Annotated in this window: 18 protein-coding genes; 14 read left to right on the top strand and 4 right to left on the bottom strand. The window is 43.2% G+C overall.

Going from position 1 to position 25412, the window contains the following annotated elements:
• Window positions 1-251: 251 nt before the first annotated feature.
• From ACT3QP_RS07405 to ACT3QP_RS07385, 5 genes are all read left to right on the top strand, one after another.
• Window positions 252-734, top strand: a complete 483-nt coding sequence (locus ACT3QP_RS07405) for a hypothetical protein (RefSeq protein WP_192992499.1) — start codon at window positions 252-254, stop codon at window positions 732-734.
• Window positions 735-1047: 313 nt separating this feature from the next.
• Window positions 1048-3318, top strand: a complete 2271-nt coding sequence (locus ACT3QP_RS07400) for a TonB-dependent receptor (protein WP_192519772.1) — start codon at window positions 1048-1050, stop codon at window positions 3316-3318.
• A gap of 399 nt (window positions 3319-3717) precedes the next feature.
• Window positions 3718-4614 carry a 3-hydroxyacyl-CoA dehydrogenase gene (locus ACT3QP_RS07395; RefSeq protein WP_192519771.1) on the top strand — a complete coding sequence of 299 codons (897 nt, stop codon included), beginning with the start codon at window positions 3718-3720 and terminating at the stop codon, window positions 4612-4614.
• Window positions 4615-4957: 343 nt separating this feature from the next.
• On the top strand, window positions 4958-6154 hold the full coding sequence (locus tag ACT3QP_RS07390; RefSeq protein ID WP_192519770.1) for an amino acid aminotransferase: 1197 nt from the start codon (window positions 4958-4960) through the stop codon (window positions 6152-6154).
• A 314-nt stretch (window positions 6155-6468) separates the two neighbouring features.
• Entirely contained in the window at window positions 6469-7650 is a 1182-nt protein-coding gene (locus tag ACT3QP_RS07385; RefSeq protein WP_442062013.1) for an acyl-CoA dehydrogenase family protein, read from the top strand.
• A gap of 370 nt (window positions 7651-8020) precedes the next feature.
• Here the strand turns inward: ACT3QP_RS07385 and ACT3QP_RS07380 are convergent, their stop codons facing one another.
• Window positions 8021-9547, bottom strand: coding sequence for a sensor histidine kinase (locus ACT3QP_RS07380; protein ID WP_192519141.1), 1527 nt, complete (start codon window positions 9545-9547; stop codon window positions 8021-8023).
• A gap of 14 nt (window positions 9548-9561) precedes the next feature.
• Window positions 9562-10248, bottom strand: a complete 687-nt coding sequence (locus tag ACT3QP_RS07375) for a response regulator transcription factor (protein WP_192519140.1) — start codon at window positions 10246-10248, stop codon at window positions 9562-9564.
• Between the two features lie 244 nt (window positions 10249-10492).
• On the opposite strand from ACT3QP_RS07375, the gene ACT3QP_RS07370 reads away from it, so the two are divergent.
• A complete protein-coding gene (locus ACT3QP_RS07370; RefSeq protein ID WP_192519139.1) occupies window positions 10493-11044 on the top strand; it encodes a Spy/CpxP family protein refolding chaperone in 552 nt (183 codons plus the stop codon).
• A 206-nt stretch (window positions 11045-11250) separates the two neighbouring features.
• Here the strand turns inward: ACT3QP_RS07370 and ACT3QP_RS07365 are convergent, their stop codons facing one another.
• A complete protein-coding gene (locus tag ACT3QP_RS07365) occupies window positions 11251-12843 on the bottom strand; it encodes a hypothetical protein (protein ID WP_192519138.1) in 1593 nt (530 codons plus the stop codon).
• A gap of 163 nt (window positions 12844-13006) precedes the next feature.
• On the bottom strand, window positions 13007-15079 hold the full coding sequence (locus ACT3QP_RS07360) for a hypothetical protein (RefSeq protein WP_192519137.1): 2073 nt from the start codon (window positions 15077-15079) through the stop codon (window positions 13007-13009).
• A gap of 390 nt (window positions 15080-15469) precedes the next feature.
• On the opposite strand from ACT3QP_RS07360, the gene ggt reads away from it, so the two are divergent.
• From ggt to ACT3QP_RS07320, 8 genes are all read left to right on the top strand, one after another.
• On the top strand, window positions 15470-17440 hold the full coding sequence (gene ggt, locus ACT3QP_RS07355) for a gamma-glutamyltransferase (protein WP_192519136.1): 1971 nt from the start codon (window positions 15470-15472) through the stop codon (window positions 17438-17440).
• Between the two features lie 18 nt (window positions 17441-17458).
• On the top strand, window positions 17459-17860 hold the full coding sequence (locus ACT3QP_RS07350) for a hypothetical protein (RefSeq protein WP_192519135.1): 402 nt from the start codon (window positions 17459-17461) through the stop codon (window positions 17858-17860).
• A 117-nt stretch (window positions 17861-17977) separates the two neighbouring features.
• A complete protein-coding gene (locus tag ACT3QP_RS07345) occupies window positions 17978-18439 on the top strand; it encodes a hypothetical protein (RefSeq protein ID WP_192519134.1) in 462 nt (153 codons plus the stop codon).
• Between the two features lie 335 nt (window positions 18440-18774).
• Window positions 18775-22476, top strand: a complete 3702-nt coding sequence (gene dnaE, locus ACT3QP_RS07340; protein ID WP_192519133.1) for a DNA polymerase III subunit alpha — start codon at window positions 18775-18777, stop codon at window positions 22474-22476.
• A gap of 59 nt (window positions 22477-22535) precedes the next feature.
• Window positions 22536-22895, top strand: a complete 360-nt coding sequence (locus ACT3QP_RS07335; RefSeq protein WP_192992201.1) for an Hpt domain-containing protein — start codon at window positions 22536-22538, stop codon at window positions 22893-22895.
• Entirely contained in the window at window positions 22896-23732 is an 837-nt protein-coding gene (locus tag ACT3QP_RS07330; RefSeq protein WP_192519131.1) for an RNA methyltransferase, read from the top strand.
• 248 nt (window positions 23733-23980) lie between these two features.
• Window positions 23981-24838, top strand: a complete 858-nt coding sequence (gene cysE / locus ACT3QP_RS07325; RefSeq protein WP_192992202.1) for a serine O-acetyltransferase — start codon at window positions 23981-23983, stop codon at window positions 24836-24838.
• Between the two features lie 10 nt (window positions 24839-24848).
• Entirely contained in the window at window positions 24849-25391 is a 543-nt protein-coding gene (locus ACT3QP_RS07320; RefSeq protein WP_192992203.1) for a hypothetical protein, read from the top strand.
• The last annotated feature ends 21 nt before the right edge of the window (window positions 25392-25412 follow it).

Here is a 25412-nt window from a genome sequence, read left to right as displayed (position 1 = left end):
ATACAAATAACTAAAAACCCCCGATAACGCTTATATAAAAGTTATCGGGGGTTTTTGTTTTTACGGTCATAGGTTTATTCGTTCTTCAGAAGCGTTATTCCTTGTAAAAAGTAAGGTAATTACCGTAAAATAGTGTTTCTTATGAATATTGTTAATTTTTCTTTTTTAATTGTATTAAAAGCATATTATCAATTACTTTTTTGCCATGCCAGTGAACTGAACACACTATGACTGTAAAGCAGCCCAATAACATGCACCGATCTTTGTTGTCGCCTGCAATGATGTGGACAGCTATACTATTGGCGTGTCTTGCATGGCTGTTACATACCACTCCTTTATTAACACCATTATGGAGTGACAATGCCAGCTTGGGTCATGGTATTTGTATTGAGCTTGCACCTGTTGTATCTGCTGCTCATAATCACAGTATGCACTCGCAGCATCATTCAGATGCATCGATGCTGGCACCCTCAGAGACAGCAGCACAATCGGCGGCAGTGGTAAATTCAAAGACCATCACGACCTCCAAACACGATACTCATCAACACAGTAGCTGTGACATATGTACTTCCATGTCAGCAGTAATTACTCCGCTTATCATCGAATCACCTGAATTTCATCCCATAGAAATCACCACTATCGTAGCGATGATACCGCAGACGATAAATGCCTACTATGCAACTGACTTCTTACGACCCTTCTCCCGCGCTCCACCATCTTTTTTGATGACTTAAATCAGTCACGACATAACCAATCATTATCAATCATCCAATAATCTTGTTGGTTGGTTCAGCATTGATTGTCTGCAACCTTGACGCGCTACTGAATAACCAAAGCAAACCTTTGGCTATTATAGTCACCCCTTATAAAAGTATTACTGCGTTAACCTCGCTTGAAGTATTTAATATACATCTACGCTAGGTTGCCTTGCATCACTTTTAAATTGAATCGACTATAGCGTTAATGATGCGTTATTTTTTATGACTGATAATCGAAAATACAATCTCCTTTATCACGTGTTTTTCAAAGTTTTCAGGACAGCATACTATGCGACATTCATTAAAAAGTACCACACCTACGCTAAAGCTGAGCGTTTTAGCAGTGGCGTTGTTTCAAATCAGTAGCGCATACGCGCACGATGGCGAAGATCATTCTAATGATGATATACCAATGGCTTACCTGCCAGCTATTACCGTGGAGGCAAGCGCGTCAGGCGCCAATAGTCTCGGTACATCTGCGACGCTTAATCAAAATGATATCAACCACCAGCAAGTAGCGACTAGCGATACTGCAACCATATTAACCAAAATCCCTGGTATTAATGTGCAAAGTGCAGGTGGCATCTCAAACCTACCAGTGATTAGAGGACTGGCTGATAACCGTCTGCGTATCTTAGTAGATGGTGTCGACTCAATCGCCTCCTGTCCAAACAGCATGAACTCACCACTATCCTACATCTCACCGAGTGCAGTCGAAGAAACCACTGTCTACGCAGGCGTCACACCCGTGAGTGTTGGTGGTAATAGTATCGGTGGCACCATTGTCGTAGAGTCAGCAGAGCCAACGTTTTCAGAAGACAGTACCGTTGTGACCTCAGGTGAAGTGGGTGCATTCTATCGCAGCAACGGCAATGGCTACGGCGCCAACGTTGAAACCACCATCGCTAATGACGTACTAAGCCTGTCGTATAAAGGCAGCTATGCAAAATCAGACAACTACGATGCTGGTGGTGACTTTAAAACTTATACTGATGCAAGTGGCAGCGGTCAAAGTTTGGCGAAAGATGAAGTTGGCTCGACTGCTTTTGAAAGCCAGACTCAGTCTGTCGATGTGGCTTATCAAAATGGAGATCATCTGCTACAAGGTACCTACCTATGGCAACACGTGCCAGAAGAGCTGTACCCAAACCAGCGTATGGACATGCTAGACAACCAGCTCGACAGAGTGAACCTGCGCTATAAAGGTGAGTTAAACTGGGGACAGTTAGAAGCACAGGCTTACCACGAAGACGTCGAACACTATATGAACTTTGGTGAGGACAAACAGTTCTTATATGGCACCGCTGCTGGCATGCCAATGTATACCGACAGTGAAACCATCGGTGCTAACCTTAAGGGTATCGTTGATTTAATTGACCAAGGTACGGTGACCCTAGGCGCTGAGTATCAAGACTATACACTCGATGACTTATGGCCCGCCTCTGGTACTGGTATGATGGCGCCTAATGAGTTTCAAAATATCAATAATGGCGAACGCGAACGTATCGGTGTTTATGCTGAGTGGGAAAAACAAATAGCACCAAAGTGGAACACACAGCTAGGTGCTCGTTACGAAAACGTACGTACCAGTGCTGATGAGGTCAGTGGCTACAACTCAATGATGATGACCAACCAAGGCCGCGATAGCGCCATCTTTAATGCCAGTGACCGTAGCACCACTGATAATAATATCGATGCCACTGCCATTGCACGCTACGATATGAGCGACAACAGCTCTATCGAATTTGGTGCTTCACACAAAGAGCGCACTCCTAGCCTATACGAGCGATATACATGGTCGACATGGGGCATGGCCTCTATCATGAATAACACTGTGGGTGATGGTAATGGCTATTTCGGTGATCCTGATCTAAAACCTGAAAAATCTAATACGCTATCCATGACATTTGACTGGCGCAGTGCTGATGATAACTGGGGTATCAAAGCGACACCTTATTACTCGCACATCGATGATTACGTTGATGCCGTACAGTGGGATTCAGCAAACAATACCGCTGCAACCACTCAAACCAGCGACCAATATAACGTGATGCGTTATACCAACCAAGATGCCAGAATATACGGTATCGACATCACAGCTGACCGCGACTTAACCTCTAATGCTTGGGGTGATTGGGGACTGGCTGGATCACTGAGCTACACCAACGGCAAAAATAAAGATACAGGTTCTCATCTTTACAATATCATGCCACTCAATGCCAGCATTGCGCTCAATCATGAAAACAATGACTGGAAAAACCAAGTTGAAGTGGTTGCTGTAGCCGCTAAAAACAAAGTATCAACGCCGCGTAATGAGGTTAAAACAGCAGGTTACGGTTTATTGAACCTGAGCACTGGCTATCAATGGGATGCGGTTAGCGTTGAGGCAGGTATTGATAATGTGTTGGACAAAAACTACGCATTGCCACTGGGCGGGTCTTATATGGGTCAAGGCAGAACCATGGGCATCAATAACGAGCTAACTACCGGATCCAACTGGGGCACTGCCGTACCTGGCGCAGGTCGTTCGTTTTATATGGGCATCAACTATAAGTTTTAGTTGATCAGTTTGAGCTGATACGAGCACAACCTTAATTGTAAAAAGCCGGACAAGATTAACTCGTCCGGCTTTTTTATGGATTTTTTCAAACGAACGAATCGCTAAAGATAGTCCAGCCATAGCAAAGCGTGTCATCAATTAGAATACACCTTCATCGATTTGACGCTGCTTGGCAAAATTTAGCCGCGTTTAGCCCAGTTAGAAGTCTGTCGTTTTATCTGAGAAGGTTCCCTAGCAAATTTGTACCTTTAATAGTCTTAAAAAAGACATACCAGTCTGGCGGTATCTGTTAAAGTAAAATAAGTATCATTTGATATTTTCGTCATAAAAAAGAGTTTTTCAACCAACCCGAAACTGGACAAAAATAAAAGCGTCTTTGCTCAGTAGGAGATTAAAATAATGACCTATAAAAATGTAACCGTTGCAGGAAGTGGCGTTCTAGGCTATCAGATTGCTTTTCAGACCGCATTTCATGGATTTAACGTCACCGTTTATGATATTAACGATGAGGTCTTAGAAAAAGCCAAAGCAAAGTTTGAACTCATATGTGCTGCATTCAAAAGAGATATGAAGGCCAGTCAAAAGCAATTAGACAAAACATTTGCAAACCTCAGCTATTCATCCGATTTAAAAGACGCAGTTAAAGATGCGGATTTAATGATTGAGGCCGTGCCTGAAAACCCAAAAATTAAAATCAGCTTCTATGAAGAATTGGCAAAAGTGGCACCAGAAAAAACTGTTTTTGTCACCAACTCATCTACCCTATTACCAAGCCAGTTTGCTGACTCAACTGGACGACCTGCTAAATTTTTAGCCCTGCATTTTGCCAATAATATTTGGGTACATAATACTGCTGAAATAATGGGACACCCTGATACTGACCCTAAAGTCTTTGATGACGTTGTGGCGTTTGCTAAGGCGATTGGTATGTTGGCATTACCACTCAACAAAGAACAACCCGGTTATATTATCAATTCATTATTGGTACCGTTACTGGGTGCTGGTCTAGATCTACTAGCCAAAGAAGTGGCTGATCCTTACACCATTGATAAAACATGGATGAAAGCCACAGGCGCTCCAGTTGGTCCATTCGGTATACTTGATACCGTAGGCATCAACACTGCATACAATATTAATAAGATGTCTGCAGAAAAGACCCAAGATCCACTAGCCCTCAAAACAGTCGCTTATTTAAAAGAGCATTTTATTGATCAAAATAAACTTGGCGTTTCTACAGGTGAAGGTTTTTATACTTATCCAAACCCTGCCTTTACCCATCCTGATTTTTTAAAGTGATACTATAGGCGATCCACTATACGATAAATACAGTGATGGAACACAGCGATACAAATTACATTTTGCGTAGCCTCTGTCTACATAGACACAGTAGGCAGGCAAAAATGTATCTCTTTATTCTGTGATCGACTCTCTTTTATTTAGGACTGACTATAATTAGCGAGATTGATGAATAGCCGCTAACAGCCAAATTGGACTTTTAGCCGCTATTTCTATAAAAAATATAGTTTTTGACTGTTTTTATAAATCAAACGCCCTTAAATTTAATAATTCATATTGAGTTACTGACCAATTTGTTTTATGATTTTTGACGGCTAAATTTATCCTCTTCTAAGGAAATAAAATGTTTGAACGTATCGACCATTATGCAGGCGATCCAATTCTAGGCTTGATGGAAAAGTTTTTAGCAGATAATAATCCAAACAAAGTCAATCTAGGCATTGGTATTTATTATGATGAAAATGGCGTACTACCCGTCCTTGAATGTGTAAAAACTGCCGAGCAGCGCATTGCAGATCCAGTCTCTCCTCGTCCATACTTGCCGATGGCAGGTTTACCTGGACACCGTAAAGGCTGTCAGGAACTGCTCTTTGGTAAAGACGCACAAGTTTTAAAAGATGGTTTGGTTGCTACTATTGCAACCATCGGCGGTTCTGGCGCGCTCAAAGTAGGTGCCGAGTTTATCAATCAATGGTTCCCACAAGCCAAATGCTATGTGAGCGATCCAACATGGGGCAACCATATTGCCATCTTTGAAGGCTCTGATGTCACAGTCGGTAAATATCCATACTATGATAAAGAAAACAGCAGCATCAAATTCGATGAGATGATTCAGTTTTTTGAAACCTTGAATAAAGATGATGTAGTGCTCTTACATCCTTGCTGCCATAACCCAACAGGTTTGGATTTGACTCGCGAGCAATGGGACACAGTACTAAACGTCGTTCAAGCGCGTGAACTGATCCCATTTATGGATATTGCTTATCAAGGCTTTGGCGAAGATATGGACAGCGATGCTTACGCGATTCGCAAAGCAGTCGATATGGGCTTACCACTGTTTGTCAGCAACTCATTCTCTAAAAACTTATCGCTATACGGCGAGCGTGTTGGTGGACTGTCTATCGTTTGCCCGACTGTCGACGAAACCGATCGTGTATTTGGTCAAATGAGTGCAATGGTGCGTCGTATCTACTCAAGCCCACCGTCACACGGCGGCCATGTCGTCGACATCGTCATGAATGATGAAGCGTTACATGAGCAATGGGTTGGCGAAGTTTACGCGATGCGTGATCGTATCAAGGCTATGCGCTTAAAACTAAAATCAGTATTAGAAGCCAAAATACCAAACCGTAACTTTGACTATATTACCCGTCAGAACGGTATGTTTAGTTTCACTGGTTTGACGCCTGAGCAGGTCGAACGCTTGCAAACTGAATTTGGTATTTATATGATCTCCAATTCACGTATGTGTGTAGCTGGACTGAACACCAGTAATATCGACTATGTAGCCAACGCCATGGCAGACGTCTTAAAAAACTAGGCAAGCCATATACCAAACCGTATGACTCGTTAAGTACGGCTTGTTAAATACGATTTGGTAGGCATGACGATCAATAAAAAGGCTGAGCAACTGCTCAGCCTTTTTTTATGCCTCGATTATTTGAGGTTTATTCTGTCTGCCCATACTTAACACTGCCTTTAATACCTTAATCAACATTTAAGTTGTTAATTTATAACAAACAACTATTGGCTATTTTTGTTAAAGGTATTAATATATGTAAAAAATAGAATTAATTAAAATTCATTAATTATATATTTACATGTTGTTTTATAAATCAATATAGGTAAAAAGTGATGAGCCATACATCTTTATCAAATAATACAGACATTCTGCCATCCGATGCCGCTAACGATGTCTATCCATTGGCCTTATCAGCGAGATCTGATACTGAAGCCGCTAGAAAGATTGCACCAACAGTCATCGAAAAGCTTTCGGATCTGTCGCTCTTTAGAATGGGACTGCCAAAGTCATTTGGAGGCTGGGAAGGCAATCCTGTAGAGACGCTCAAGGTCTATGAAACATTGGCTAGCGCTGAAGCTTCTGTCGCTTGGATTACATGGAACAATCATTTAGCTTGTACCTTTGGTAGATTTTTAGACGAAACCAGTATGAAAGAGATATACCACAACCCTGCTCATGTCTACGCCAATTCAGCACGTCCTGAAGGCGTGGCTCATACAGTAGAGAATGGCTACATGGTCTCTGGTCAATGGACCTTGGTATCGGGGTGTGAGTTAGCAGACTGGTTTGTACTACGCTGTTTGGTCGTCTCAGAAGGCTCTCCGACTACCCTAGGTCCAGGAGCAAATCTGAAGCTGTTTTTTATTCCAAAAGAAAAGGTAGAAATCGTTGATACATGGCATGTCGGCGGATTAAATGGCACTGGTAGTCACGATATAGTCGTCAAAGATGCTTTTGTAAAAGAAGCATACGCTGTTGGTTTTGATAGCCCTGTTGCCATTGATAATGCATATAGTCGTCTGCCTATTGGCTGTATCAATGCAGCGGGCTGTGCCGCGATGGCACTAGGTGTGTTAAAAGCGGCAACCGATGACTTAATCGATATATGTCTTGAGCGAGTGACGCCAAATAAGAGCCCAGATTTACGTGATCGTGGTACAGTGCAAGCTGCCATCGCAAAGAGTAAAACGCTATTGGCATCTAGACGTTTGCAGTTACATAGTAGCGTTGAAACATTATGGGCAGAATCGCAAAAACAGAACACATTTACTGATGAACAGCTGGCTGATGTGTGGGCCGCGGCCTGTGAAGCAGCAAACGATGCTAGATCCATGCTGTCTGAGGTTTATGCCGTCGCTGGCACTGCCTCACTTTATAAAAAACATCGAATAGAGAGAGCGCATAGAGACATTCATGCCATTTTACAACATGGCATTATTCAACCTCATTGGTTAAACCAAGCGGGCATGGCGTATGTTGGACTGACGCCAAATGGCGCAATGTTTAGAGTATAACTCAAACGCTTTACCATGGTTGACCTGTGCTTAACGCCTACTTGCTAAAATATTAGTGCGTGTCTTCATGTCAAAAATGCTGATAAAAATGAGATAAATTGCCGTCAAACAAGGAAAAGAGCGCAGATAATATCGAGATATTAACCAGCTATTTGACGATGTTTGGCAAGATTCAGCCATGTTTAGCCCATTGAGATGACTATCGAGTGAATTGAAGACACGCCCCTAATGTCCGTTAAATGTATCAAACACAAAAAAGCAAGACATCGAATGTCTTGCTTTTTTGATCGTGAGCGACTTTAGAGTTTGTTTATCACGCTCATGTCTGCTTAACTATTTATTTTTTAACGTTTTTTATTAGCTATCTTTTTTAACTGTCTTTCATTCTCACCGGCAAAGTAATCTGAACCACCAGCCCTTGTACCCCATCTTGGCGATTGTAGGCATTGATATGTCCTTTATGAGCGGTGACCACCGCATGAACAATTGCCAACCCCAACCCATACCCTCCTGTCTCACGATGACGAGCGGAGTCTAATCGTACAAAAGGCTGAAAAATACGTTCTAAGTCTTTTTCTGCCACACCGTCACCCTCATCTGTGATACTAACCTGAATAGCGGGGACCTGATGATTCATCTCTACTTTTTTGATTTCAGCAATCACTTCTGAATCGGCTGCTGTATGCATAAAGGCATTGCGAATGATGTTTTCAAGTGCACTGTGCAGCTGCTCTTGATTACCTAACACTTCCCACGAGCTATCTAACGATGCGCTAGGCGACTGCCACTGCCAGCTCACATTTTTATGATAAAACTCAAAACACACATCTTGTCCAATCTCGCTGATAAGCTCTGTCATATCCACCATTTCAGTTTCCAAGTTATCAATGGTGTATTGCTGCATTTGTAAAGATTGAATATGAATAATTTGTTCAATCAGCTCATTCATGCGTGCAGATTCTTTATCAATACGATCGAGATAACGGCTGGCATTTGGTGCAAAATCTCGAGTCAACTCAGTTGCTACCTCAAGACGTGCCAATGGTGAACGTAATTCGTGTGAGATGTCACTCAACATCTGCTTACGTGCCAGCTCACTTTCAGCCAAGCGTGTTGATAAGTTAGCCACATCGTTTGCTAATAGACCCAATTCATCATCTCCCATTTTGGACAAATTTGGATAGGTTTGATAATCACCATCAATCATACGATATACGGTGTTTTGTACACGGCGAATACGCCGAGTCAGCGTCCGACTTAGCCAAACACAGACCAATATGCTTAACAAGATAATTAATAATAAGCGTATAGGAAAGTTAGTATATTTCAACTCTACAACATCCGAAAAACGCAGATGGGGACGCAGCTGCACAATAACCGTTTGTTTATTTGGCAAAACAACCGTCACATCAGCGAGTTCTGGGCGACTCTCAGAATCAGCTATTTCGGCACTGGTTGGTATCATCGGTGGAACAAAATAGCTCAGAGGTGACCGCACATTTTTCGATACATCATTGTCCATCTCAGGTAAGCCTGACTGTAATGAGGGCGGCGTTTCTATCTGACCATTTGGTCTAATCTCTTCTCTATCCCGGTAACGCGGAAATATAATGCTACCTTGCTCATCATAGACTCTGACTTGATTCATTAGCCAGCGGTCTTGACGATACAGTTGTTTGACCGCTTCCATATCACCGGCTTTCAGTGCTGCGACCAGTTCCTGACGCTGAACCAACAAACTGTCTACCTGCACATCCATACGAGCGGTGAGCGCTTTTTCACTTAACCAACGCTCTACCATGACAGACAGGATAGAAGTGACCAGAATGGTGGCTAACAGACTCAAAAACAGCCGCCAAAACAGGGTGATCCGCACCTTAAACTTAGGGTTATTCATCGATGATTCCATCATTAAAGTACCAGCTGATAACCTTTACCACGAACTGCTTTTATTGGCTCGTCATGAAACGGTTGAAGTTTTTTACGCAGGCGTGACACATGAACATCGAGACTACGGTCAAAAGGCTGTAACTCACGTTGCAATACATGCTCTGACAGCCACTCCTTACTAACGACCTCGCCTTTTTGTTTGAGAAGCGCCACCAGTAAGTCAAACTCTGTACCCGTCACTTGCAGCTCAACACCATCTATTTGACAGACTCGCTGGTTTTGATCCAAATGCAAGCGACCTTCTGGTAACGGTGTGTGCTCTGACACTGCTGCATTGGTACGTTTGATGACTGCATTAATACGTGCTAGCAGCTCTCGAGGATTACAAGGTTTGGTAATGTAATCATCAGCGCCAAGCTCTAAACCGATGATACGATCAATCTCCTCGCCTTTTGCGGTTAGCATAATGACAGGGATATCAATAATATTCGGTAATTGACGTAGTACACTGAGTCCGTCCATCTTCGGCATCATAATATCCAGCACTAGCAAATCATAAACAGGGGTCTGCGTACTGGCTTTTTTTAGTTTTTTTATGACAGCCTCACCATCATGAACACAGTCACATTGGACGCCATGATTATGCAAATACTCTTCTAATAACTGAGTCAACTCTTCGTCGTCATCACCTAACAATATGTTTGGCATATCTATCTCCTTAAACGTTAAATAGCTTTGTTATTTATATTATCAGGCAATAGCTGATCGGTATTCTATAAATGTTACTTTTCTTAATACTTCATAAATGTTCGTAACCTTCAACTGTCGTAAGATAGCACCTATCAACAGCAAGTATTGTATTTATATTCAACGCTTAACAACAATAATTGCCAGATAAAACGTTAAATATCTATTCAATCAAACCATATGAAGTTAAATAAAGGACGTTACTATGAAAAAGTTACTATTAGGTTCAGCCATCGCATTATCTAGCGTATTTACTGTTACTGCATGTACCAGTGTCAATGCAAACACAGATACCACACCATCAACGACACAAATGCAAAAGCATCACAAAGCTGATATGAAAAAAGGCGGCATGAAAAAAGGCGAGATGAGAGGTCCGTTGTCTAAACTAGACCTTACAGCTGCGCAAAAAACCCAAATCAAAGCCATTATGGAAGCGCAGCATGGTGATCGCAAAACAGAACCTGCACAACATCAAGCAGAGCGTGCGCAAGTAGAGCAACAAATACAAGCATTGACTAATGCTCGCACATTGAATAGTACTGCGGTAAACCGTCTCGCCGATCAGCAAGCAGCGAAAGAAAAACAACGCTTTATTGAACGCATACAGACCCAACATGCGATTGCTCAAGTACTGACTGCTGAGCAGCGTGCGGAACTGGCACAAATGAAAGAAGATCGAAAAAATGATGATGAAGGTCATGGTCGTCCAGACCGTCGTGAGAAACGTGGCGAGCGCCCACAGCAAGGTATGTAATAATTCACTTAAACCACTTTGGAAAAGTGATAGTTTTACCTAGCGATATGCGTATTAAATTAAAAAGCGCCTCTATTAAGTAGAGGCGCTTTTTAAGTATGTGCATTTCAATCGATGATAGTCAAAGAACTCTAAAATAGCTATAAGGATAGATAACGTCATAGTAATTTAGTGGTTCACTGAACTATACCAGTTGCTATACAACCTTAATCAATAGCAGCGAACTCATCTTGCGCCATTGGCAGTAGATTAAACATCATTTTTCCAAGAGCAGTACCATTGCCATCACGATAATATTGCAGCAACTCCTTACTATACTGCCGTGCATCGACACTATTACTGTCATTCGGCACTTGCGCATCATTTGGTAAGTTAGGGAATGCTATATCTTTATTGATAGCGGAATACTGCTGTAAGGCATCTATTACCAAGCCTTTGTCAGATGTGTTGCTAGCAGTGTGTAACGTATTACGCGTATGCTGCCACGCAAGCTTGCCACGTTTATCAAAGCCGTATAACTCTTGCACCGCTGTGTCCGCTCCCATTTCATCTTCTACCGTCTCAACATTGCCATCATTATTCATACTGTTTTTCATTGCAGCCAATGCTTGCTGCACCAGTGCTTTACTGGTAAATGTATCAGTACTAACATCCATGTTTGTGTCGTTTTCTGAGTAAGCTTCATTACTTTTTACCAGTTCAGGGTACTGCTCGGTGATGTGGTTGTAAAATATGCGCATGTAGTCTTGATAAAACTGCTCATAACTCTCAGCACTTTGTAGACGGCGAATCACTTGATCGCTTGCTAGCATGGCAGGTAGTTGATGCTCTGGTAACTTAGGAGACAAAGATACCAACGTATTAGGTGCCACATAGTCAAACTGGCTAACAGGCGCTGCCTCAAACGTGCGATCTAGCGCTTCAAAATGAGCTTTTATCACCTCACTTCCAAACCCTTTTGGCAACGTACCATCATCCAGTGCAACTTTTAGCCACTTGTTTTGCCATGTAGTACCCAGCTTATCATCTAATAATTCTGAATTTAACATTGCAAAATTATCGGCCCACAGATAAATATTGCCGTTTTTAAAATCGATATAAATAGGCTGATTGATACTGCTTTGATGGTTACGTGCTTTATATTGCACACTGGCTAGCATAGTAGCCTTACCAACCATAGGTTGATAGATACCTTGCGCATTGATGGATAATGGCTTTAATAGATAAGCGTCTAGCAATTTCGCTTTTTTAATATCTGATGGTGTTGTTTTATCATAATAGTTATCAAATAGTTGCTGATATGATGGTGGTACAGTGATATCACTATCGTAATCGCTTTCTATCCACGCTTCATAGGCATCTGAACACTCAAGATAAGTGTCTTTGAGTGCTGCTCGCTGGGCATCATACTCTGCGTCCATCACATCATTATTTTGTGTTTGTGCTTGAGCAACCAGATCGGCATACGCTTGATCATGTGTCTCTTCGCAGTATGTGTCCACATAATCTGCCGTAACCAACTCCGCTTGATCTACATTAGTAACATACTGATCGTTGTTAATCTCAAGATTGCCATGATAGCTAAATGATTGACGACGCTGTTTTTTTAGCGCGGTTGCCAATGCTGTTTTGGCTGCTGTTGGCGTTTGCTGTGCCGTAACACTGCTGGACTGACCTAAGCTGGTAGATTGGCAGCCTGTTAATAATAGTGCGCCTGTGATGAATACACTGGTCAATAAAGTATGGTTTTTGATGGTTGACGGCAGACGACCTACGATGGCTTGATGTACTGTTTTCATTTCTTATCCTTAATAAATATGGGCTTGAACGTGACAAGATATATAGTCAGCTCTTCATAATTTTGATACGCTATCAGATTCGCTTAGGCTATTATTTATAGTGCTTTCACTTGGCTTTGTGGTATCCAAACTATATTGAACCGACTATAGTGCTAATAACGCTCTACCAGTTGTCTGTATCATCTTCCGCATCAGTGTAGCCTTCACTATAACCTTCGTTATAGTCATCATAATTACTAGACTCGTACTCTGCCGCATCGCTAGCAGAATCCTCGCTAGCATCAGCATAGTCGTTGTCATAATCATAGCGGGCGTAACGAGCCTCTTGCAGCCTATCTCCTTTTTGACGTTGCTCTGCAATCCAAGCATTGCCATCGATAGCAGGTGTTGCATTATCACCAAACGACTCGGCCAATAACGGGGTCAACGCACTCTGATTAAAGCTGGCTTTATCATAGCGGACTTGATTGATTGCAGTGGTTGTAGAACCAAGAAAATCACTGCCCATATTTATACGTTGCTGCTTAGCAAGTAGTCGATCTGAGCTGTCTAAGTAATAGTAATTTGTCTGATTGAACGAAATTGGACCAATGGCCTCAATCACTTGCAATAGCGCACCCACATCTGCACTTTGATAACCTTTATTATAGAGCTGCAACTTTTCAATGGCAGCTTTTAGCATGGCGCCATCAGGGTATTTCTCTGGATTGGTATCGATATACTCTTGTAACGACTGCGTCATATACTTTAGAAATTTACCAATCATCTCACCGCTTTGCTGACTACCAAAATATACTTTTACCGCTCGGCTAGCACCGACTTCTTTGGCAAACGCATCATCACTAATATCGACTGCACTAAAGTGCTCAGGTGCCAGCTCCGCCATACTGTCTTGTATAGCAGCAATCGCTGCATCATAGACCACTGCTGGTGGTAGCTGCTCAGTGATACTATCAGGCAAACCAAAACTGACCGTATGTGACGCCATCTCGTTCGGTAGTGGCGTGTTTTCGGGAGTGGCCATCGCCACGATAGGCATAATAACTGAAGGATCAACCGTGACATTACTGTTGTTAAAATCAAACGCGAGCGGTATTTGTACTGATGAGCTTATCGTCGGCGTCACATAGTCGTAGCTATAGACGCTTTGTAGTTGTCGCTGCTGAGGTTTGTACTGACTCACACTACTAAAAAACAGATTTTTATAATGATAAGCATTGGACGCTGCTATCTGCTCAGGGGTTCGGTGGAGCATGTTAAGCATTTGGCCCAATGCGCCTGAGGCTGACGTAGGAGGAAACTCGTTTGTTGTACCAGTCATTTCTGCTTGCTGTTTTGCCATCTGCATGGCTTCATATTGCTCTGCCATGCTTTTTGGGTTTAGTTCTGATAACTTTGAAAGAGCGCTGTCCGATTCATAATCATCGCTAGCATAAACTCCTTCATCATAGTCACTGCGGCTATAACCATATTCATCATAACCGTCTCGATCATAGCCATCTTCATCGTAGCCGTACTCATCATAACCGTATTCGTCGTAGCCATACCAGTCATAACCGTTTTCGTCATAGCCGTTTTGATCGTAACCTTCATCATCATATGCAATGTCATCTGACTCATCAGCATATTCTTCGATGACGACTTCATCTGCAGCATCGACATAGCTGTCATAATCTGATTCATAATAATCATCATCTGAGTAGTCCGAATCATAGCTTGAGTCATAGTCGTCTGACATCTCTTTGCTATACGCATAAGTTTCTAAAACGGTTCTTAGCAAACTACTAGCGCCAGCATCGATACTATCAGGATCAATAAAAGGGGCGGTTTGATAATTGGCTTGCGAAACGGATACATGCTCGGTCGCCAGATGCTGGCGAATGGCCGTCATCAAATGCGTTTTGGCTTGGTTCTCAGTGCTAGGATTATTTTCTTGGTCAAATAATTGTGCATAGCGTTCAGACTTGGCATTTAAATCGGCATTAAATGCACGGCCCTGTGCTTGGCTCTGCGCAGGATCTGCAATCTCAAAATCAATCACCTTGCCTGATACCGCAGCATTTGATGAAGCCATCGACGTTGATTGACAACCTGCTAGCAAAGTCATCGCGCCCACGGATAAAATCGCACAGCTAGACATTTTTATTAACTGACGCTTGCCTGTACTCGTTGGCTGATGCGCTGATGATTGAGACAAAAGTGGCTGTTTGCTGTTATGAAAAATAGGCGGTGACATGAAATTCCCTTAGTCTAAGCTGATAAACAATTGTAAATATATAATGAATAGCGTCATTTATATCACAAAACATTACTAGCTAGCTATAATAGCGCAATTATTCATTTAATTTCCACAAATCATTGGGCTTCATCATAATATTTATGTAATAGACGCTAAAAACATCATCATGTTCGACCGCACGTTACCTTCTCGATAATTAGCTGCCATAGCAAGATGAAAAAAATATCTTTTAAAGCTGTTATTTTTAGTATTTTTATAGACATATGTAGGTAATATCTTCCTATTCTCATGCTATCCTGTTATTTTTCGTGACATACCTTTTCTTAGTCTATCTGTTTTTAAAATACAGCCTTACTGATTAACGTCTCATATAAAAAGGACTTTGCCATGCAGCCCTCATCCTCTGACCATCAAACCACTCAACTGTCTAAACAAAACTTCAGTACACTACTCAAATCCAGCACTCTACTCATCACCAGTACATTATTGCTATCTATATCAGCTCATGCGCTTGAACCCGTGACACCAAAACCCACTGATTCGATAAATAATACGTCTATCAATACCAGCGCAATCAACCTCGATATTATGACCGACAGTCCTACTCTGCTGTCCGAAACCAAACGCATTACACCTAGCAAATCAAGCACTCTCACTGCCACTACTAACATTGCCACTACTAACACTGCCAACAGTACCAATAACGAGCAAGCCATCTATTCTGCCGATGCGATTCATCACCCTGTTTGGGCAAAAAATGGCATGGTCGCTACGCAAGAAGCGCTCGCCTCAAATATTGGTTTAAAAATCTTAGAAGAAGGTGGTAACGCTGTTGATGCAGGCGTCGCAGTTGGCTTTGCTCTAGCCGTCACCTTACCTCGTGCTGGCAACATCGGCGGTGGTGGGTTTATGATGATTTATGATGCCAAGCAAGACAAGACCGTGGCACTCGATTACCGTGAAAAAGCACCCAGTAGCGCCACTCGCGATATGTACCTCGATGAAGAAGGTAACGCTGTTAGCGACTTGTCTCGCTATCATGGCTTGGCTGTCGGTGTGCCAGGTACAGTCGCAGGACTGCTCAAAGCGTTGGACGAGCATGGTACGATGAGCCGCGGACAAGTCATGGCACCAGCGATAGCACTAGCAGAGGACGGTATAGAAGTGACGGCTGGATTGGCTGAGTCACTCACCGCTCTCAGTGATCGTTTGCAAAAGTGGCCCAGTACCAAAAAGGTGTTTTTTAAACCAGACGGCAGTGCCTATCAACCAGGAGAACGCTTAAGGCAGCCAGAGCTTGCCCGCTCGCTAAAGCTAATTGCCGCACAAGGGCCTGATGGGTTTTATAAGGGTGAAACGGCGCAAAAACTGGTCAAAGCGGTCAATGAAGCAGGTGGCCTAATGAGCTTGCAGGATTTGAGCGATTATCAAGCGATCGCCCGTGAGCCGGTCAAAGGCAACTACCGTGGTTATGAAGTGGTCTCAATGCCGCCGCCTTCTTCTGGTGGTATTCATATCATTCAGATTTTGAATATTTTAGAAGGCTATCCACTCAAAGACTACGGACAAAACAGCGCGCAGACCATCCACTTAATGGCTGAAGCGATGCAATTGGCTTATGCAGATCGAGCAGAGTACTTAGGTGATGCTGACTTTATCGATGTGCCTGCCAGCGGTCTTACCTCTCAAGCCTATGCTGACAAGCTGCGCGCCTTAATTGATCCAAACAAAGCCACACCAGCGGCGACCATCAAAGCCAATAATCCACTGCCCTACGAAAGCGATCAGACCACGCATTTCTCTATCGTCGATAAAGATGGCAATGCGATAGCCAATACTTATACGCTAAATTTCTCTTACGGCACCGGTCTCGTCGCTGACGGTACAGGGATTTTACTCAACAATGAGATGGATGACTTTTCGGCCAAGCCTGGTGTGCCAAACGGTTATGGCCTATTAGGCGGTGAAGCCAATGCTGTCGAAGCCAATAAACGTCCCCTATCCTCGATGAGTCCAACCTTTGTGTTCAAAGACAGTAAGCCTTATATCGTCACAGGTAGCCCAGGTGGTAGCCGTATCATCACCACCGTCACCCAAATCCTCTCAAACGTCATCGACCATGATATGAATATCGCTGAGGCCACCCATGCCCCGCGCATTCATGACCAATGGCTGCCTGATGAAATTCGAGTCGAAAAAGCATTGAATATTGATACTGTCAAAAAGCTTGAGTCAATGGGACACACGGTCAGTCCAAAATCTGCCATGGGTTCGACGCAGTCGATTATGATTACGCCAAACGGTGTTTACGGCTCGTCTGATCCACGTATCGTTGATGCGGCTGTGGTGGGGTATTAATAGCAACAGGATATAATTATGAAATCAATAAAACTAGCTTTACTCCTAACCAGCATGTTAGGCCTCACCGCCTGTATCGATTTGGGTGCGCGGTTTATGTATGAACAAGACTATTTAGAAGATGACTCTGGCAATGCAGTAGGAGAATGTACCACAGAGATCAATCCAGCAACAGACAGACTTCTTTTTTCTCCAATAATCAAAAGTTGGGCAAAAAGATACTGGGAAGACAACAACTTGCCTAAAGGTACACTGTATTTTATCTGTGACGGAAGCACACCCTTATTACCAAAGGACTGTCAAGGAAACGAGCTGACCACACCGCAGCTGCGTCGCTATTGGAAAAAATATGATTTGCCTATAAGTACTTATGAATTTAATTGCAGAAACGGTGTACCTAGTGTACCAGCCGATAGTTAGCTACTAATTCAGTACTGTAGCGATCAACTAATTTAGGGCAGATGATATGAGGTTTAGTTTATAACCCAAATATCTAAAAGATTTTCACCCTTAAACAAAACTAGAGCAAAACACCTTATGAAAACATCATACCTCATCGCCGGTGGACTCACCGCATTGCTATTAACAGGCTGTATAGATAATATAGCGGGAATTAATAATTCAAAGCCTGATGAATACATTCTGAATAGTAAAGGTGGCTGGGCATTACACTGTCGTACTAACCAACCGTTAGGCAGTGATGGTACAAATTTTTGGGATTACAATAATCTACCTCATGGTACGGTAGACTATGTCTGTAAAGAAGGTAGAGCCTACCTACCTGGGCAAGCACCCAATTGCGATGTACAAACTGGCTTTTGTCCACCCGACAAAGATACCAAAAAATGCTTTTCTTATGACATGGGCTCATATTACTATAGTAAAGAATGTAAAAAAGAAGACAGCCTTAGTGGTTATTGGCAAGGTGATAAATGGATGAATAGAGAGGGTAACGCCGAGAATCCAATCTGGGTTGAAGGCGAATGGGCTGGATTATAATTCAAACCTCTAAAAGCCTTTTACCCCTAAACAGAACTATAATTCTTTCTGAATATTTCATAAACAACCGCTTTCATCGTTAAAGATGTCAGCGGTTATTTATTGAAATAGAAATAGCACGTATCTAACGAATACTTCCAACCTTATTACTTCGCCCAATACCTTTGAATCAGTGGTTGTCTGCAGCAAATAATGCTATTATTAACGACCTGATTTGGAATACGCAAATACGATTATTAACGTATTTGCACACCAAATTAAAGACTTAAATTATTGATAATAAAAAACTTATTTATTATCAGCCTATTTTCCGATCGTATCCGTAAGAGTCCTCTATGGCATTTGTACACCTTGGCATTCACAGCGAATATTCAATCACTGACTCTATCGTGCGTATCAAGCCGTTAGTCAAGGCTGCTGCGGCCGATAATCAGCGCGCGCTTGCTTTGACCGATTTATCCAACCTTTATGCCACGGTGAAATTCTACCGTGCCTGCCTAAGCGCTGGTATCAAGCCAATCATCGGCAGCGAAGTCATCATGGAAAATGAAGACACGCGATTGACACTGTTAGCGATGGACAATGAAGGCTATCAAAATATCACCCGTATTGTCTCACTAGGCTTTACCGAAGGACGTGCCGATGATGCCAACCATGGTGTGCCCGTTATCAAGCGCCATCATATCTTAGAACATGCGGCAGGTGTTATCGTACTATTTACCGAAAAATCCGATGTCGGTCAGGCACTGGTCAGCTCAATGCCAGAAAAAGCCGATGAGCTGCTGACAGAGTGGCAGTCGCAGTTTTCTGATCGGTTATACTTTGCTATCAAACGCACCAATCGCTCAGGTGAAGATACCTTTATTAAAGCAGCTATTCACTCAGGTGCCAAACACAATATGCCTATTATCGCCCATAATGATGTGCGGTTTTTGGAGCAAGATGATTTTGATGCCCATGAAGCGCGAGTATGTATCGCAGGCTCTTATGTACTGGCTGACCCAAATCGTCCAAAGACCTATTCTGATGAGCAATACCTCAAAACTCAAGAGCAAATGGCACAGCTATTCGCTGATATTCCTCAGGTAGTTGATAATACATTACGCCTAGCCAGTCGTTGCAATGTGACCTTGACGCTGGGTATTAATGTCTTACCCGATTTTCCTGTACCTGAAGGTGAGACGATTGAATCATTTTTTCGGGCAGAGTCGATACGTGGCTTGAATAATCGCTTGGATAAGCTTTTTCCTGTTGAAGAACGTACTGAACATTGGAACGATTTTCGCCAGAAGTATGATGAGCGCTTAGAGTATGAGCTTGGCATTATCCTCTCGATGGAGTTTCCTGGTTATTTCTTAATCGTTATGGACTTTATTCGCTGGGCAAAAGCCAATGGCGTACCTGTTGGACCGGGTCGTGGTTCCGGTGCAGGATCCTTGGTCGCTTATGCGCTAAACATCACCGATCTTGACCCTATCCACTACGATTTATTATTCGAGCGCTTCTTAAACCCTGAGCGGGTATCGATGCCCGATTTCGATATCGACTTTTGTATCGAAGGCCGTGACCGAGTCATTGACTATGTGGCGCAAACCTATGGTCGTGACGCAGTCTCGCAGATTATCACCTTTGGTACCATGGCCGCAAAAGCCGTGGTACGTGATGTGGCGCGTGTACAAAGCAAGTCGTATTTCCTTGCCAATAAAATATCCAAGCTTATCCCCAAAACTCCGGGTATCACGCTGAGTCAAGCGCTCGAACAAGAGCCACAGCTCAAGGACTTGATCTCTAATCCTGACAATATGGATTATGAAGATGCCATCGAAATTTGGGAGATGGCCATCAAACTAGAAGGCGTCTGCCGAAACGTTGGTAAACATGCGGGTGGCGTACTGATTGCCCCGCATAAGATTACCGACTTTAGCGCCATCTATTGTGATGATGAAGGTCACCGTGTCAGCCAGTTTGACAAAGACGACGTCGAGGCCGTTGGTCTGGTGAAGTTTGACTTTTTGGGTCTGCGCAACCTAACCGTCATTGATGCTGCCGTTGAGAACATCAACTTACGCCGTGCCAAAGAAGGCAAAGACGCATTAATCCTAGAAGATTTGCCGTTAGATGACAAAAAAGCCTATAAGCTACTGCAAGATGCCAAGACCACTGCTGTCTTTCAGTTAGAAAGTATGGGTATGAAAAAGTACCTCGCCAAACTACAACCGACCAATATCGAAGATGTCATCGCCATGTGTGCGCTATATCGCCCCGGTCCGCTAGATGCCGGCATGGTAGAGATGTATATCGACCGTAAACATGGTCGCGAGGAAGTCATCTACGATCATCCCAATCTTGAGCCAATACTAGAAAACACCAACGGCGTTATTGTCTATCAAGAACAGGTCATGCAGATATCACAGGTCATGGCTGGTTATAGCTTGGGCGGTGCTGATATGCTGCGCCGTGCAATGGGTAAAAAGAAACCCGAAGAGATGGCCAAACAGCGCGATATCTTTGTCACTGGTGCAACCTCACAAGGCATCGATGAAGTCACCTCAGGTGGCGTATTTGATTTGATGGAAAAATTCGCTGGTTACGGCTTTAACCGCTCGCATTCTGCCGCTTATGGTGTATTGGCGTATCAAACCGCTTACCTCAAGCAATACTACCCTGCCGAGTTTATGGCAGCGGTACTGACTTCAGATATGAACAACACGGACAACGTCGTATTCTTTATCAATGACTGCCGTGAAAATTTTGAGTTAACCGTTGTCAATCCATCCGTGAACCGTAGTGAATGGCATTTCGTCGCTGATACGCCGACCAATATTATTTATGGTCTTGGCGCGATTAAAGGCGTGGGTGAAGGTGCTGTTGAATCTATCGTCGACGCACGCCGCCGCGAAGGACCATTCAGAGACTTATATGACTTCTGTCGCCGCGTAGACATCAAAAAAGTCAATAAGCGCACGCTTGAAGCACTGGTCAGTGCAGGCTGCTTTGATGACTTTGCAGCGACATTGCGACCTGACTTGCCAGCCGATGAAGCATACGAGATTCGCGGTGCGCTGATGAGTCAGTTGCCAAGTGCGGTACAAGCGGCTGAACAAGACCGTCAAAACCGTGAAATCGGTATGATGGATTTGTTTGGTGAGATGGATGGTGTGGTCGCCGCGCCACCATTAGTCATGACACCAGAGCTAATCTGGGGGGACAAACACCGCCTAAAAGCTGAAAAAAACACTTTAGGGCTGTATTTGACAGGTCACCCTATCAACGAATACCTAGATGAACTAAAACGCTATACCTCAGGCACGCGTCTTGATAAGCTAACCGATACTGGTTATAACGGCAGCTGTTATTTTGCAGGATTGATTATCGATATCGCCAACTTTGGTACTCGCAACGTCATTACCTTAGACGATGGCACATCACGGTTAGAGGTTAGCTGCTATGCGGAGCGCTTTAACCGCGTCAAAGACCAGCTAAAAGTCGACGAAGTGGTCATTATCAAAGGCAGTATTCGTGAGCGTGACGGTCGCCTCTTTGCCCGTCTTGATAGTGCCATGAGCATGGTTGATGCGCGCTTGCGCTGGCTCAAAAAGATCAGCATTAAAGTTCACGGTAGCGATATCAATTTGCTCACACGTATGCAGCCTCTGCTGAAATCTGCACAAGCTGACATCATACCAGCACCGCGCTTGGCTTATAACAGCGAGCAAGATGAGCAAGACAGTAATAGTGGCGGCAACGGCGCTTACGATCCTGCCATGGGCGGCAGTCTATACGATGAAAACGGCAATGATTTAACGGCTATGAGTAATGGCAGTCATACTGATCAAGGTTATACTGACAATGCTCTGAGCAATACCGACGCCTCTATTAATGACAACTGTCTACCACTTGGACTAAGTATTTATGCAGAGTTTGGTATTGCCAATGTTGCTCTATCCGAGCATTGGCGTATTTATCCCAACGATGACAACTTACAACAACTGAAAACTATGATTAATGAAGACAACTTACACTTTCATTATAGTTAGCATGTGTTAAACCCACCTCAACCCTTATTGCTTTAACTTTTAACAATTGGATATAAAAAATGGACGAAATTATCAACGATGAGCAGTTTGAAGACATGCGTGACTTGCTCGAAGAAGATTTTGCCGACTTAATACAAGTCTATCTTATAGACAGTAAGAAACGTGTCGCAGCACTAAAAACGGCTCAGCAAGAAAACGACCATGCTAACGGCTATGAGACCGCTCATGCTCTAAAAGGCGCTAGCGCTAATTTAGGCGCTAGCGCTAATTTAGGCGCTGCGAAATTGGCCAGCTTAAGCAGTCAATTACAAGAGCGCTGCCGTGAGCGTACGATTGGCGAACAAGCCACACTTATTGAAAACATCTCAATCGCGCTGCAAAACGTTGAGCAAGAAATCAATCAACGCTTGGGGCTATAAATGAGTAACAGTTCTCCATCAGCTCATGGTGTGAATGACTATCTGTCTGCTGTACAAGTCGTCATGGTAAATACAACGCTACCTGCCAATATTGGCTCGGCAGCACGGGCGATGCACACCATGGGGTTGTCGCGTTTGACGGTCGTTGATCCTAAATTGCCAATTGATGAGACGAGTGTCTCTCATGCAGCAGGTGGCAATGAGCTACTGGCATCAGCGACCATCGCACCTAGCCTTGAATCTGCTATTGCAGACTGTCAGCTCGTGTTCGCAGCGAGTAGTCGTAGTCGTCATTTGCCGCGCCCTGTGGTGAACCCTACCCAAGCGGCAAAAATCATGTTTGATTTTATGGATCAGCAAGCAAGTACGACTAGTAGTAAACCAAATATTGCTATCTTATTTGGTCGTGAAGATCGCGGCTTGACCAATGAAGAGTTGGCTTATGCAGATTATCATATTCAAATCGATGCCAATCCTGCTTATCCTGTGCTCAACGTTGCATCAGCGGTACAAGTAATCGCCAGTTTTATCTTTGCATACGCGCAAACGCACTTAAATACAACTGATAACAGTCTAGATGCTGATATAAGTACAACCGTCGAACCCATGATGGACGTTCATCTGCGTCAACAATGGGACGAGCCTGCGATTACCCAGCAGCAACTACAACAGCTGACTCAGCGTATGACAGAGCTGATGGTTCAGCGCGGTCTGGCAGATAGTGAGCACTTAAAATCATTGCCATCGCGCCTGTCACGACTGGGCTCGCGTGTACAGCTCGATCAAAAAGAGTATCAATTACTGAGTGCATTGATTGCCAAGCTGTCAAAAGACTAGCTATATTATCTAACACGCCCTAAATATAAAATCGATACTCACAAGCTCATATGAATTGATGGGTTTGTGAGTATTTAATAGCTCATCACTATATTTTATCGTGTAAAACTGCTATAACTTAAAAGACCTTAGTGTAAGTACAACCTAATATTTATGCAGACTTAATAACGATTAAAATCTAATAACTATAAATTACAGATATCGCTGTTCACCAGTGACACTCTACTGACAAATAGATAGGACGCTTTATGTCATTGCCAACCAAATTATTCAAATCACTTATTAGTATCAAAAAAGACCTAAAAGAAGACATAAATGCGGTATTCAAACGTGACCCTGCGGCGCGCAACAGCCTCGAGATCATATTGACCTACCCTGGCATCCATGCGCTCGTCCTACATCGCGGGGCGCACTGTCTTTGGAATAACGAACAGAAACTGGCCGCACGTGTGGTCTCTTATGGCTCACGTATCATCACTGGTATTGAGATTCATCCTGCTGCCAAGATTGGCAAACGATTTTTTATTGATCATGGTGTCGGCGTCGTCATTGGTGAAACGGCTGAGATTGGCAACGATGTCACCTTATATCATGGCGTCACCCTTGGCGGCGTATCATGGAATAATGGCAAACGTCATCCCACGCTAGAAGATGGCGTGACCGTTGGCGCTGGTGCAAAAGTATTGGGCCCATTTACGGTGGGTAAAAATGCCAAAATCGGCTCAAATGCGGTCGTGGTAAAACCGGTACCAGCAGGCGCTACGATGGTCGGTAATGCAGCTCGCATGATATCGGATCATCATGATGAAAAAGGCAATCCAATTACCGAAAAATCACCAGACGCTAAGTCACAAGAAAAAATAGCGACCTCAAAACAAGCTACTGCACGCGATACAGCATTTCAGGCTTATGGTATTGATCCAACCTCACAAGACCCTGTTGCAGAAGCATTTGCTAAAATGCTAGAACACATTCAGCAGTCAGAAAACCGCCTCGATCAATTACAAGCTGCTATGTGCAAAATCGATCCTAGTTTTTGTAAAAAAGAATATGACAAATTGTGCTTAGAAGAGTTCGATGTGATTGGTAAAGATGAGGCTGATTAGAAAACTGAAAATGGCTAGATTACAATATATTAAAACAAGAGTTTTTAGCGCTTGTATGGTAAGTCTACTATTTTATATATCTAGTCATGCCATAGCATCTAATAACGATAGCCCAAACCATTACATAGAAGTAGATGTTGAGTCTTTAGTAACGAAATCTACTCTTGAGTGTGATTCTGTTTATAGACAGAACATCGCTGGTATTGCTTTTGCCTTGCAAGAAAGCACTGTGAATCGTATATCTCAGAATCAGTTTGCTATAGGTAATGACTACAAGATTAACGGCGTCAAACTAATAAGCACAACATACAAAAAATCTGAACAACAACGCACCGTAAATATGGATGTCGATTTTACTAAATTTGGGGTAAGAGTACTTCGTATTTCAAGCTTTGTGTATGATGCTGAAGCTGAAGGCTTTGGTTATTACTTTATTTTGAAAGGTAAGCCATCAATGAACAAAAGCTTTTTAGAGCAAGAAAATATCGACATTGATTTAGCCATGAAGACAAAAGGCGGCAATACCCGAATCCCTTGCGTCATAGCAGGCTAAATGGTTCACATCGCTATGGTA

Source organism: Psychrobacter sp. AOP7-B1-24, assembly GCF_052376215.1.
Classification (GTDB): domain Bacteria; phylum Pseudomonadota; class Gammaproteobacteria; order Pseudomonadales; family Moraxellaceae; genus Psychrobacter.
Note: the sequence above shows the minus strand (reverse complement) of the source record. Positions and strands in the feature narration are given on the sequence as shown.